A 13227-nucleotide genomic window follows, 5' to 3' on the forward strand; every position below is an offset into this window, starting at 1 on the left:
AAAGAAAGAGGGATGGCGCAGGCCATCCCTCGTCGTTTGGCAGGATCAGCGTGCTGACGTGAAGGGGGTGAGCGCTGCCAGAGGCGCAGCGTCCCCGTATTCCCGGATGGGTTCGCCGTGCTTGAAGATCTTGAAGGTCTCGCCCCGGGCACTCCAGTACTCGATGTGATTGCCGCCGATCTGCAACAGGCTCGCCTCGCGCAGGGCCACCACGGATTCGCTCGGGTTGATGGCGCAGAACTCGGCCAGGCGCTCGTCCCGGGTCTCCCCCATGTGGCCGCTGATGCTGGCGTCCAGATAGTGAGGGTTGATCTGCACGGGGAAGAGCCCCAGCGCAGGCAGCACCACGGCGCTGCACACCGGCATGTCGTTGGTGGTGCGGATGCTGGGGGTGGCCACGTTGCAGCCGGCGCTCCAGCCCACATAGGGCACGCCCCGCTCGCGCACCGCACGCTGGATGGGGACCACCAGACCATACTCGTGCAGCCGCTGGTTCAGGAGCCAGGTATTGCCGCCGCTGATGAAGATGGCGTCGGCCCGGTTGATGGCATCCACCGGATCGTCGAAGTGATGGATGCTGATGGCGTCCACCCCCAGACTCTCGGTGAGCTCCCGGGCGCGGGCATCCCAGTCGCTGCGGATCACCGCGTAGGGGATGAGCAGGATGCGCTTGACCTGGTTGCGAGCGAGCAGGGTTTGCACCCGGTCGCGGGCCCAGCCGAGCAGGCCGGGGTGTTCTGTGGTTTTACCGTTGCTGAGCAGAAGCAGTTCCATGATGTGTCCTCGAAACAAGGCGCAGGACCCGGGCGATCCTGGTGAAGAGAAGAGGGCACTCTACCGCCATCGAAGCGCCAAATGTGTGATCCCGGCCCGTTTTGTACGGTTGCAGGCCACTCAGGGGTGTTCGTTCACCTGCGCGTAGCGCAACAGCATCTCGGCGAGGGAGTTCACCGCCAGGCGTTTCATCAGGCTGGCGCGGCACACCTCGACGGTGCGAACCGAAATGCAGAGATCCTGCGCTATCTGCTGGTTCTTGTGGCCCCGGGCGATGAGCTGCAACAACTGGCGTTCGCGCGGGGTGAGGCGCTCAAAGGCGGACAGATGGGCGAGGCGGGTGGCCGCCGCCTGCGTCGCCTGCTCGGCCCGCTCGATGGCGGCGAGCAGGGGGGCCAGCTGCACCGGTTTTTGCAAGAAATCCACCGCCCCCAGCTTGAGGGATTTCACCGCCAGTGGGACCTCGCCGTGGCCGGTGAGAAACAGGATGGCGATGGGGCTCTGGGCCGCCTTCAGCCGCTGCTGGACCTCGGGGCCCGACAGCCCCGGCATGCGGCAGTCGAGAATGAGGCAGGCGGGCTGGTGCAGGTCGACCTCGGCCAGGAAGCGCTCGCCATCGGCAAAGCTGAGCAGCTGCCGCTCGTCGCAGCTCTCCAGCATGAAGCGCAGGGAGTCGAGCACGGCCTCGTCGTCGTCAACCAGATAGAGCGGGGGGCGGGAGGGGGAGGTCATCTCAGTTCCTCGGCATGTCGGTGGATGAAGGGAGGGTTTCGGGTGGCGGCACGGGCAGGATGACCCGGGCCAGGCAGCCGTGGGGGCTCAGGCTCTCCAGGCTGAACTGGCCGCGATGGCTCTCGACCACCTCCCGGCAGATGGCGAGCCCCAGCCCCATGCCGTCCGGCTTGTCGCTGTAAAACGCCTGCTGCAGTTCGGTGGCGGGGACCCTCAGGCCGGCGCCGTTGTCGCGGATCTCCAGCAGCAGGCTCTGCGACTCGAAGGCGATCAGCAGCTCGACCCGGGCAGGCTCCTGTGCCGGTGCTTGCGTAGTGGGGTGAGCAGGGGAGTGAACAGCGGGGCGCGCACTCTTAGCTGCCCTCTGCGCCGCTCTCTTCGCTGCACTCTCGGCGCCATTCTTGATGAGGTTGACCAGCAGCTGCTCCATCCCGGTGCCGTCCAGAGGTAACGGGCGTGGCTGGCCCCGCCAGTGCAGGGTGAAGGCGACGTCGAGCGGCGCCAGCATCTGCTCCAGCAGGGGGCGCAACTCCGCCACCAGGGGGGGCAGGTCGCAAGGCGCGAAGCGGGGAGGGCGCTTTTGCAGCCTGGCCCTGAGCCGGTTGACGGTCTGGGTGATGCGCTGGACCTGGCGCCCTATCTGCTCCAGGGCCTGACGCAGGGAGGCCTGGGCGGCAGCCTGGGCCGGATCCTGTGCCAATCTGTCCAGTCGCAGCAGTGCCCCCTGGCTGTAGTTGGCGATGGCGCTGAGGGGCTGATTGATCTCGTGGGCCACGTTGGCGCCCAGCTCGCCCAGTTCGGCGAGCCGTCTGGCCTGTGCCAGCTGGCGTCCCTTCTGCTCGAGCTGGTGGCGGGCTTTGAGCAGCCGGCGCTGGCTGCGGTTGAACAGGTACTGCAGCAGCAGGTGGTGGCCCCCCAGCAGCAGTACCAGCACCAGAGCACCCCAGCCCCACTGCTGATGCTGGCGCAGCCAGTGCCAGGCCGCTTGCCACCAGGGGCCCTGCAGCGGGTGGCGATCCAGCGCCTTGAGCAGGCGGTCGATGGCAAGCTCGCTGGTGGGCACGGTCCAGCCCGCCGAATCGGCGGCGATGGCCGCCTCGCTATCAGAGGGCAGATCGTACAGCGCGCGGGTCACCGCCAGCGCCAGCGCGGGGGAGGCCCGTTCTGTCTTGGCGAAGGACCAGTTGGGGTAGAGCCGGGTCGAGCTCTGGCAACCAAAGCCGGCCGGCGCCTGATCGTCCAGCACCCGAAATGCCCCCCTGGCGACCTTGCCCTCCCGCTCCATGCGCTCCAGCTGGCACACCGGCACGATGGCGGCGGCCACCTCACCTGTTGCCAGCCGCTCGATGAGTCGGTCCAGCGGAAAGCCGGTGAACTGCACGGTGGAGAAGAAGCGCTCCAGCCTGACCCCCTGTTCGCCCGCCTCGAAGCGATAGGCGAGGTAGCCGCCGAAGGCGTTCTCCGAAACGGCAGCGACCGCTTGCCCCTCGAGGTCACGCCAGTGTTGGTAGGGGGTCTGGGCGGGCACCACCAGGGCAGCGCCGATGGCGAGGTTGTCCCCCCCGGCCGGGCTCTTGAGGGTGGCGAGCCAGGCCAGTGGGTACTGGCGCGCCAGACTCACCGACTGGCCCGGGTTGGTGATGACGAAATCGAGGTGCTCGCGGGCGACGGCCTCGGCCAGTTCATCGAGCCCCAGCGGATGCAGCACGAAGCGATGGTCGGGCACGCGCTGTGCCAGCCAGCGCAATAGCGGTTGCCACTGGGCTCTGGCCAGGGCCGGGCCACGGGTTGCCAGCACGCCGATGCGTATCGGTTCGGCCAAGGCCTGCACCGGCGCGGCCTGGGATGGTGCGGGTTGCTGCCGGGCCGGCGCTGGCGAAGAGGGAGTCGGGGCGGCCTGCACCCGCAGCGGCAGGGCTGACAGGGCGAGCCAGAGCAGCAGGCTGAGCAGGGGCAAGGGAACTGGGGCGTGCAGGGGGCTCTCCTCTCGGTGCAAAGGGGGCAGTCTATCACTGGGGCGCGCGCTTGCACGCGAACGGGGCCGGGAGGGGCGGCAAACGCCGCCCCGGTCACAGTTCAGCAGGGCTGGGGCATTTTTTATTGCGCTGGATCAACCCGGCTCCCGGTATGTGGAAAACCACAATAGAGGCGACTTCCTGCGTTGAGGACAATCGGCCCAACCCCTTTCAAGCCAGCTCAGCAGAAGGAAAGATGCCATGGAGCCCAGCAAGCGCCGATTGTTATCCGGGATCGCCGCCCTCACCGCAGGGGCGGCCCTGATCCCCGTCACCCAGGTTCAGGCGCAGTCCGTTCCCGCTCCCCGCAACGGGCGGGCGGCCATCAGCCGGGGGGACGGTCGCAAGCGTTACGGCATGCTGATCGACCTGCGCCGCTGCGTCGGTTGTCAGGCCTGCACCGTGGCCTGCACCATCGAAAACCAGCCTCCACTCGGCCAGTTTCGCACCACGGTGAGCCAGTACGAGGTGAGTGACGTGGCCGCCCTCGCGGCTCCCGCCTCTCTCTTGATGTTGCCAAGGCTCTGCAACCACTGCGCCAAGCCCGCCTGCCTCGATGTCTGCCCCACCGGCGCCACCTTCCAGCGCGACGACGGCATCGTGGTGGTCAACAACGACTGGTGCGTCGGCTGCGGCTACTGCGTGCAGGCCTGCCCCTATGACGCCCGCTTCATCAACCACGAGACCAACACCGCCGACAAGTGCACCTTCTGCGCCCATCGGCTGGAGGCGGGGCTCTTGCCCGCCTGCGTGGAGAGCTGTGTCGGCGAGGCGCGCATCATAGGGGATTTGAACGACCCCAAGAGCCGGATAAGCCGCTTGCTGCGCGAACACGAGCCGGCGCTCAAGGTGCTCAAGCCGGAGGCCAATACCCAACCGCGGGTCTTTTATCTCGGCATGGACGAGGCCTTCGTCAGCAAGGTCGACGGCAATCCGGCCCTGCGCACCCTGCTCACCGACGATGGCAAGGAGATAGCCCATGGTCATTAACGAACTGCTGGCCCCGGCTCAGCCCATCACCTGGTTGCCCTGGGCGGTGCAATATTTCTTCCTCATCGGCCTCGCCTACGGGGCCCTCTGGCTCGGCGCCTTTGATCTGTGGCGCAAGGCGCCGGACCCGCGGCTGCAGACCCTGGCGGCGGTGCTGATGGTGGCGGCCGGTCTGGTGGCTCCCATCGCCCTGACCGCGGATCTGCACCAGCCGGCCCGGGCCTGGCACTTCTACGCCCAGACGCGCGTTGGCTCCGTCATGTGGTATGGCGCCTATCTGCTGCCGCTGTTCAGCCTGTTCTCCATGCTGCTCGGCTGGCTGCTGCTAAGGCCAGCCCTGGCCCGGCGTGGCGCAGAAGGGGACAAGATAGCCCGCCTTGCCTGTCTGCTCTGCCTGGGAAGCTGGTCGGGGCACGTCTGGCTGCGGCCCCTCTCTTTGCTGGCCGCCCTGAGCGGGCTCAGCATCGCCCTCTACACCGGGCTCGAGACCATGGCGGTGGCGGCGCGCCCGCTCTGGCATACCCCCTGGTTGCCCTGGCTGCTGACCCTGAGCGCCGTGCTGGGGGCCCAGAGCGCCCTGCTGCTGCTCAACCGCTTGCTGACGGGCTGGGGTGCCCAGACCGAGTCGACTCTGCTGCGCCAGAGCGGCTGGACCTTGAGCCTGCTGGCGCTCTCCCTGCTGGGCTGGGCCCTGCTTGGCGGCGCCTCGGCGGCAGAGGCCGCGGCCCTCTATCGGCTCGACCCGAGCTGGCGGCTGGCGGCCCACTGGCTGTTGCTGACCCTGGGGCTGGCTGGCCTGCTGATGCTGATCCAGCGAAGGATCTCTGCCCGCCTGGCACTCTGGGGGCTGGCGCTGCTGGGACTGCACCTGGTGTGGGGCCTGCGTTGGCTGCTGCTCATTCAGGGGCAGCTCGCCCCCAAGTACGGGGCCGGCGTCTACCTCTATGAAATCGCCTGGGGCCCGGCCGGTGTGCTCGGCATTCTCGGCACCTTCGGTCTGCTGGTGGCCCTGCTGGTGGCCCTCTCGGAGCTGGTGCACCCCTCTGCTTCCTCTGCCATCAAGGCATCCACAACTTTTGCACGCGAGGCACTCTGATGGATCACAGCAAACGCAAGTTTCTCAAGGGCGCCGCCATCGCCGGCGGCACCGGATTGTTCGTCGCCGGTTACAGCGACACCCTCAAGCAGGTGGCGAGTGGTCTTGCCACCGGCAGCTCGGGCCAGCCGACCCGGGATCCCATCCATGGCAACTCGCTGGCCGTGGAGTACCGGGTTGACGAGCGAGGGGAGCTGCACCCCAACCCGGCCCAGCGGGTTGCCAACACCATGTGCCTCGGCTGCTGGACCCTGTGCGGAGTGCGGGCCCGCATCGACAACGAGCGAGACCAGATAGTGCGGATCCTGGGCAACCCCTATCACCCCCTCTCCGCCCGCCATCACATCGACTTCAAGACCCCGGTCAAGCAGGCGCTGCTCGCCACCAGTGGCTACCAGGAAGGGGGGCTGGACGGGCGCTCCACCGCCTGCGCGCGGGGCAATGCCATGCTGGAGCAGCTCGACAGCCCGCAGCGGGTCACCCGCTGCCTCAAGCGGGTGGGACCCCGTGGCAGCGGCCGCTGGCAGAGCATCCCCTTCGAGCAGCTGGTGGCCGAGGTGGTGGAGGGGGGCGATCTGTTTGGCGAGGGCCTGGTTGAGGGGCTGCGGGCCATTCGCAACCTCGCCGAGCCGCTCGACCCGGCCAACCCGGAGTACGGCCCCAGGGCCAACCAGCTGCTGGTGAGCAACGCCTCGGACGAGGGGCGGGATCACTTCATCAAGCGCTTCACCTTCAACAGCTTCGGCACCCGCAACTTCGCCAACCACGGCGCTTACTGCGGCCTGTCGTTCCGGGTCGGGGCCGGTGCCCTGCTGGACGATCTGGAGAAGAACGCCCACCTCAAGCCGGACTGGGACGAGAGCGACTTCCTGCTGTTCATGGGCACCTCGCCCCAGCAATCGGGCAATCCCTTCAAGCGCCAGTCCCGTCAGCTGGCGGCGAACCGGGCGCGGCAGGACAAGCCGTTCTCCTACGTGGTGGTGGCCCCCAGCCTGCCCAACACGGTGAACATGCCCTCCGCCCCCGCCAACCGCTGGCTGCCCATCAGGCCCGCCACGGATTCCGCCCTGGCCATGGCCATGCTGCGCTGGATCATCGACAACCGGCGCTACGCCGAGCCCTTCCTGACGGCACCCAATGCCGCTGCCGCCGAGCGGGCCGGCTATCGCGGTTTTTGCAACGCCAGCCACCTGGTGCTCTGCGACGAGTCCCACCCGCGCTTCGGCCAGATGCTGCGGGCAAGCGATCTTGGTTTGCCCTTTGATGGGGAAGCCTATGGGGAGGGGGACGCCATGCTGGTAGAGGAGGCGGGCAGCGGCGAGCCGAGACCCGCCGGCCAGTGTGAGCGGGCCAACCTCTGGGTGGATCGCCTCATTCAGGGCCCCAAGGGGGAGTTCGTGGTCAAGAGCAGCTTCCAGCTGCTGGTCGAGGCGTGCCGGGAGCACTCCCTCGCGCAATACAGCGCCGAGTGCGCCGTGCCAGTGAGCGATATCGAGGCGCTGGCGCGGGAGTTCACCAGCCACGGCACCCGGGCGGCGGTGGTTTCCCACGGCGGCACCATGAGCGCCAACGGCTTTTACTCGGCCTGGGCCATCATGATGCTCAACGTCATGATCGGCAACCTCAATGCCCGGGGCGGCGCCGTGGCGAGCGGCGGCAAGTTCGATCCCTTCGGGGCGGGGCCGCGCTACGATCTGGCGAGCTTCCCCGGCATGGTCAAACCCGCCGGGGTCTTCCTGTCGCGCTCCAAGTTCCCCTACGAGAAGACCTCTGAATATCGGCGCAAGCGCGAGGCTGGCCAGAACCCCTATCCGGCGCAAGAGCCCTGGTTTCCGATCTCGGGCCCATTGCTCGGCGAGCACCTGACCGCGGCGGTGAACGGCTATCCCTACCGGCTCAAGGCCTGGATCAATCATATGGGCAACCCCCTCTACGGCCAGGCCGGGCTCGCCAAGGCCATAGGCGAAGATCTCAAGGACCCTGCCGTGCTGCCCCTTGTGGTCAGCATCGACAGCTTCATCAACGAGTCGTCGGCGCTGTCGGACTACCTGGTGCCGGATACCCTGACCTACGAGTCCTGGGGCTGGGCCACCGCCTGGCACGGGGTGATGACCAAGGTCTCCACCGGCCGCTGGCCCATCGTAGAGCCTCGTGTCGCCAAGACCGCCGAGGGAGATCCGGTCTGCATGGAGTCCTTCTTTATCGCGGTGGCCAAACGGCTGGGGCTGCCGGGCTTTGGCGAGGGGGCGCTCAAAGGGGCGGATGGCAAGCTGCATGCCCTGCATAAGGCGGCGGACTTCTCCCTCTACGGCGCGGCCAACGTCGCCTATCTCGGCGAGCCGGTGCCTCCTATCGGGCCTGAGGATCTCGCCTGGTCCGGGGTGGAACGGATCCTGCCGGTGCTGAATGCCACCCTGAGTGCGGAGGAGGCGGGCCGCGCCGCCTATCTCTTCGCCCGTGGCGGGCGCTTCGAGCCGGCGGCCAAGGGGCGCGACGAAGCGGGTCAGCCAAGCAAGCGCTGGCCCAAGCCGCTGATGGTGTGGAACCCCGAGGTGGGCAGCCGCCGCCACAGCCAGAGCGGGCAGTTCCTGAGTGGTACCCCGCGCTTCTTCCGCCCCCAGCTGGCGGATGGCACGCCGCTCAATGAGGCGTTCAAACCGGCCCAGTGGCCGCTGCTGCTCACCAGCTACAAGTCCCACACCATGAGCTCCATGAGTATCGGCTCGGATCGCCTGCGCCAGGTGAATCCCAGCAACCGGGTGCGGCTCAATGCGCAGACGGCGGCGCAGCTGGGCATCGAGAGCGGGGACAGGGTGCGGGTCAGCACCCCGGATGGCAGCGTGATCGGGGTGGCCGAGTGCGTGGCCGGGGTGCAGGCCGATGCCATCGCCATCGAACACGGCTTCGGCCACAAGGAGCTGGGGGCGCGGGAACACTGGATAGACGGCCAGAAAGTGGTTGCCAATCCGCTGCGCGGAGCCGGGGTCAACCTCAACGATCTGGCGGTGCTGGATCCCAGCCGCCATGGCCGCTACCCCCTGGTGGACTGGGCCATCGGCTCGTCGGCCCGCCAGGGGCTGCCGGCCCGGGTGGAGAAGCTGGTATGACAAACCAATGAAAACGGGGCCTGCGGGCCCCGTTGCTTATCTGCTCTGCGTCACTGTCACAGTGTGACGTCGACCCACACCAGGCGGTGATCCGAGCTGACTCCCTTGGCGATGCCCAGCTTGGCGTCATACACCAGGTGGTAGCCAGGTTCGAAGCTGGCCGGCCAGAACACGCCGGAGGCGACCGCGTTCAGGTTGGCGGAGGGCAGCACGTGGTCGAGCTGCAGGCCGCTGCTGCTGGTGATGCGCTCCGGGGTGGGGCGGTTGTTGTTGCGCTTGCACTGATCCGGCTGGCTGGCGAGGCACTCGGGGCCGCCCTGGCTGACCGGGATCAGGGCGCCGTTGGTGACGGCCTGGTTGACCAGCACATGGTTGTGCAGATCCTGAATGGCGGTCAGGTCGCCATCGCCAATCTGGGGATCGGCGTTGAGATCGCCGGCGATGACGAACTTGGCACCCGCGGGCAGGCCACCGGCCTTGCCCGCGTCATCCACCATGTAGCTGGCGGTCTCTACATAGTCCTGCCAGAAGGCGACTTCGGCCCGGTTGCGTTTGACGTTGTGGCGCGCCGCGTTGCCGAAGATGGGCGGGGTCGGGTGGGAGATAAGGAAGTGGATCACCTCCTCCTTGTTGCCACGCTTGATGCGCACCGGCACGTCGGCGTGGTTCTTGGACGAGAGCGGGAAGGCCTGCCAGGCGGCGTCGTCATACCAGGCATCGCCGCACTGGCGGCCGGCCGGGATCGGCGCCTTGGCATTGTTGCAGTCGTCGATGACGGGATTCACTTCGCCCGGCATCTCCTTCCACTTGAATGTCTGGAAGGTGCGGGTCTGCTTGGTATCGATGGGGTACTGGGACATCACGGCGAAGGCGTACTGGCCGTGGTAGTTGCCAAAGCCCCAGGCGTCGTCCGGCCCGTTGTTGACCTTGCCGTCCAGGTTGAGGTCATGGCCGCTCATCATACCGGTGTTGGTGGCGAAGTTCTGCAGCACCGGGTAGCTGATGGCCTTCACCTCGTCGTGCTGGGCGTGGGCCAGGTAGTTGTCGTTGAAGGCGTTGAGGTCCGTGGTGTCGGCGCCCTTGCCGTCATTGTCGAATTCGCTCAGCAGCAACACATCCGGTCGGGTGCGCTGGATGATTTCGGCGATGTTGCGGATCTGCTGCACGTCGAGGGCCTTGGTCCTCTCGGCGCCGCTCAAGGTGCCGTCGGCGAGGCGGGCCAGCAGGGCGTCCTGCTCGGTGCCGGTCAGGGCGAGCTCTTCCCCCAGCATGCCGGGTGCAGTGCGATCGAAGGCGAGATTGAAGGTGGCAAAGCGAACCATGGCGGGCCTCGGCGTCAGTGTGGCCGGGACAGCCTGCCATCTTTGGCAGGAAAATGGCAGCACCCTGCCGGATTTTATGGGAAAGGTGCCCGGGTTTCCCCCGTGACGAGCAAGCGCTCCGCTCAGGCCCAGCGGGAGAGAGGGGAGGGAATGGCGTAGGCGTAGCCCTGCTGGTAGTCGCAGCCCAGCCGGTTCGCCACCTCGATATGGACCTGGGTCTCCACCCCCTCGCACACCACGGCCATGCCGAGTCGTTGCAGGTATTTCACCAGCCCCGTCAGCATGTTGAGGGCGTGGCTACTGCGCGTAGCCTGAAGCAGCAGGGAGCGATCCAGCTTCACGATCTCGTAGGGGAGCATCATCAGGCGCTGGAAATTGCACGCCAGGGAGCCGAAGTCGTCACAGGCGATGTGGGCGCCATGGGCCCGCAACACCTCGATCATCTCCCTGTGCTGGTGCTTGATCCTGACGTGTTCCAGCACCTCGAACCAGATGTCGATCCCCAGCTTGCGGGCCTGGAGCAGCACCTGCAACAGCAGATTGCAGTAGGTGGGGCTGGAGAGAGCCGGATTGAGGTTGATGGAGAGTGCATAGGGGCCTTTTTGGGCGAGCACGGGCAGATCGCGCATGATGGCCCTGAGCATGACGATATCCAGGTGCAGAGCGTCATCTTCGCCGAGGGCGGCAAAATCGATGCCCTGATAACCCTGGCTATCGGCATCCCAGCGCCTGGCCAGCACCTCATACCCCTTGACTTGACGATCCTGGCCGATGATGGGCTGATAAAAGGGGACGACGATATCCGCCATGTTGGCCATGGCCCTTACGGGAGACTCTTCTTTGAACGCAAACATGGTTCTCACCTGACGGGAACATGGTTACGCATCATACAGGGAGGGTCTAAAGGGAGGCTGTAGGAAGAGTCTGATAATGGGCCCTGCTTGGGCGTGGGCAGGAAGGAGGGGGTCAGGGAAGGGCATGGCCCTGTGCAGGTGCGGCGCCAGCCAGGGGGGCTGCGTGCATGGCCTGGGCAAGCCAGGACCAGTCGAGCATGGGGGAACCCGCCTTGAAGCGCTGATAGGCACATCCCTGGCGGATGGTCAGGAAGAGGGTGCTCGGCAGGCCGAGGCGGTTGAGGTAGCGCACCATCACGTCTCCCTGGTAATCCCGCAGCCGCAGTTGCAGCTCGGCCAGTGTCAGCCCGTGCTCGCGACCCGTTTCATCCCAGATTTCAAACATCTGTGTGCACTCCTTGCGACATGAGGCTCCACTGTTTCTAAAAAGTGCGGGGAGGGCAATTGTCAGATCTGACAGCGCCATATGGATTCTATTCAGAAAAGCGAAAACCCGGCGCGAGGCCGGGTTGTCTGAAGGATGGTGGAGGGAGAAGGATTCGAACCTTCGAAGGCAGAGCCGTCAGATTTACAGTCTGATCCCTTTGGCCGCTCGGGAACCCCTCCACAGGGGCATTGCATATTGTGTTCAGGAAGATGGTGGAGGGAGAAGGATTCGAACCTTCGAAGGCAGAGCCGTCAGATTTACAGTCTGATCCCTTTGGCCGCTCGGGAACCCCTCCACGGGGTATTTTCCTGATTTTTACTTACTTGACGCACTTGAATGGTGGAGGGAGAAGGATTCGAACCTTCGAAGGCAGAGCCGTCAGATTTACAGTCTGATCCCTTTGGCCGCTCGGGAACCCCTCCCCAAGTGCGAGGCCGCATACTACCAGATCCGGCAAGGTTGTGAACCCCTTGGCCGCATTCTGACGACAAAAAAGTGTCAAATGGTCATTTTTTGATATGTTTAGCTCAAAATTCACACTTTTCAATGACTTTTATGTCGCTGCCGAAACGGCGAGGGGGTGTAGGGGGGCTGGCAGCCAGGAGCCACGGGGCTCCTGGCGGATCATGGGGAGCTGGCGCTCGCTCAGGCGTCGGCGGGGCGGGCCTGCTGGCAACCCTGCACCGCATGGGCGATGAGTTCGAGGGCGCTCTGCTCGCAGGGGGGCAGCACCTCGTCGCAACTCGCGATCGGGGTGACGCGGTCTCCCCACTTGATGAGGGCGGCGCCCCAGGTCAGCCCGGCCCCGAAGGCGGCGGTCAGCAGGTAGCTGTTCGGCTTGACCCGACCCTGCTCCAGCGCCTCGCACAGGGCGATGGGCACGGTGGCGGCGGAGGTGTTGCCGTACTGCTCTATGTTGACCATCACCTTCTCCATGGGGGCGTTCATCCGCTTGGCCAGGGTCTCGATGATGCGCACGTTCGCCTGGTGCGGCACGATGAGGTCGACCTGCTCGGGGGCGATGCCGGCCTGGGCCAGTACGGTGCCGGTGGCTTCGCCCATGCCGCGCACGGCGCGCTTGAAGATCTCCTGCCCCTCGAAGTTGAAGGTGAAGAGGCCGTCAATGTCGGCGAAACGCACCCGATCCGTACCGAAGTTCGGCACGTGCAGTATCTCCCGCGCTTCGCTGTCACAGCCGAGCTTGCTGGCAATCAGGCCGCTCTCCTGCTCGCTCGCCTCGATGATGACGGCGCCGGCGCCATCCCCGAACAGCACGGCGGTGTCGCGCTTGGCCCAGTCCAGCAACTGGGTCAGCCGTTCGGCACCGATCACCAGCACCCTTTGCATCATGCCGGTCTGCACCAGGGAGGTGGCGACCGAGAGGGCATAGACGAAGCCGGTGCAGGCGGCGTTGAGATCGAACACCGCCGCCTTGTGGGCGCCGAGGGCCTGCTGCACGGCGGAGGCACCATTGGGGACCAGCGTGCCCGGTGTGGCGGTCGCGAGGATGATGCCATCGAGGGCGGCGGCGTCCAGACCTGCGCACGCCAGGGCGCGACGGGCGGCCAGGGTGGCGAGCGCCTGGGTGCTGACATGGGAGACCCGGCGGGCCTTGATGCCGGTGCGCGGGTAGATCCACTCGTCCGAGGTATCCATGATGGTGCCGAGGTCATCGTTGGTCAGCGAGGCGGGGGGCAGGCATTTTCCCCACCCGGTGATAGTGGCGTATGTCATCTTGTCGTCGCTTGTCGTGATGGCCGCCCTGGGGCGGAAAGTGGCGAAATTATGCCGCACGGGGCGTTCACTGTCATCCTGCGGTCCCCCCAGTGTAAGGGGAGTGGCGGGAGCAAGACCGTGATTTTGCTTAAATTTCCGCTTCTCCTTGCCGTAAGATGAAGGCCCGATCCCGG

The 13227-nt window shown here is 66.2% G+C and carries 9 protein-coding genes, 3 tRNA genes and 1 pseudogene; 3 read left to right on the forward strand and 10 right to left on the reverse strand.

Annotation, left to right across the window (positions count from 1 at the left end; genetic code table 11):
- Positions 1–45 precede the first annotated feature (45 nt).
- The 3 genes from pepE to AB5Y68_RS13940 form a co-directional block, all read right to left on the reverse strand.
- Positions 46–774, reverse strand: coding sequence for a dipeptidase PepE (gene pepE, locus AB5Y68_RS13930; RefSeq protein WP_039040062.1), 729 nt, complete (start codon positions 772–774; stop codon positions 46–48).
- 120 nt (positions 775–894) lie between these two features.
- On the reverse strand, positions 895–1506 hold the full coding sequence (locus tag AB5Y68_RS13935; protein WP_039040063.1) for a response regulator transcription factor: 612 nt from the start codon (positions 1504–1506) through the stop codon (positions 895–897).
- 1 nt (position 1507) lies between these two features.
- Complete coding sequence (locus AB5Y68_RS13940; protein ID WP_039040064.1) at positions 1508–3463, reverse strand: PhnD/SsuA/transferrin family substrate-binding protein; 1956 nt, start codon at positions 3461–3463, stop codon at positions 1508–1510.
- Between the two features lie 259 nt (positions 3464–3722).
- Between AB5Y68_RS13940 and dsrO the strand changes: the two genes are divergently transcribed.
- Genes dsrO through AB5Y68_RS13955 form a run of 3 tightly spaced genes read left to right on the forward strand, consistent with a single transcriptional unit; the run spans position 3723 to position 8714 of the window.
- Complete coding sequence (gene dsrO, locus AB5Y68_RS13945) at positions 3723–4511, forward strand: sulfate reduction electron transfer complex DsrMKJOP subunit DsrO (RefSeq protein WP_039040065.1); 789 nt, start codon at positions 3723–3725, stop codon at positions 4509–4511.
- Positions 4501–5607: an NrfD/PsrC family molybdoenzyme membrane anchor subunit gene (gene nrfD, locus AB5Y68_RS13950; RefSeq protein ID WP_039040066.1), complete on the forward strand. Its 1107-nt coding sequence runs from the start codon at positions 4501–4503 to the stop codon at positions 5605–5607. Before dsrO ends, nrfD begins: the two co-directional genes overlap by 11 nt.
- Positions 5607–8714, forward strand: coding sequence for a tetrathionate reductase subunit A (locus AB5Y68_RS13955; protein WP_368207269.1), 3108 nt, complete (start codon positions 5607–5609; stop codon positions 8712–8714). Before nrfD ends, AB5Y68_RS13955 begins: the two co-directional genes overlap by 1 nt.
- A gap of 56 nt (positions 8715–8770) precedes the next feature.
- Here AB5Y68_RS13955 and AB5Y68_RS13960 read toward each other — a convergent pair.
- The 7 genes and pseudogenes from AB5Y68_RS13960 to AB5Y68_RS13990 form a co-directional block, all read right to left on the reverse strand.
- Positions 8771–10076, reverse strand: a pseudogene (locus AB5Y68_RS13960) (endonuclease/exonuclease/phosphatase family protein).
- An 82-nt stretch (positions 10077–10158) separates the two neighbouring features.
- Positions 10159–10890 (reverse strand): EAL domain-containing protein, encoded by a 732-nt coding sequence (locus tag AB5Y68_RS13965; protein WP_039040069.1) that lies wholly within the window; start codon positions 10888–10890, stop codon positions 10159–10161.
- Positions 10891–11002: 112 nt separating this feature from the next.
- Positions 11003–11275, reverse strand: a complete 273-nt coding sequence (locus AB5Y68_RS13970) for a hypothetical protein (protein ID WP_039040070.1) — start codon at positions 11273–11275, stop codon at positions 11003–11005.
- A 136-nt stretch (positions 11276–11411) separates the two neighbouring features.
- Positions 11412–11496 (reverse strand) — tRNA-Tyr (locus tag AB5Y68_RS13975).
- A gap of 31 nt (positions 11497–11527) precedes the next feature.
- Positions 11528–11612: transfer RNA gene (locus AB5Y68_RS13980), tRNA-Tyr, on the reverse strand.
- A gap of 42 nt (positions 11613–11654) precedes the next feature.
- Positions 11655–11739, reverse strand: a tRNA-Tyr gene (locus tag AB5Y68_RS13985).
- 223 nt (positions 11740–11962) lie between these two features.
- Positions 11963–13051 carry a ketoacyl-ACP synthase III gene (locus AB5Y68_RS13990; RefSeq protein WP_225159775.1) on the reverse strand — a complete coding sequence of 363 codons (1089 nt, stop codon included), beginning with the start codon at positions 13049–13051 and terminating at the stop codon, positions 11963–11965.
- Positions 13052–13227 lie beyond the last annotated feature (176 nt).

Source organism: Aeromonas sp. R6-1 (assembly GCF_040908165.1).
Classification (GTDB): domain Bacteria; phylum Pseudomonadota; class Gammaproteobacteria; order Enterobacterales; family Aeromonadaceae; genus Aeromonas; species Aeromonas caviae.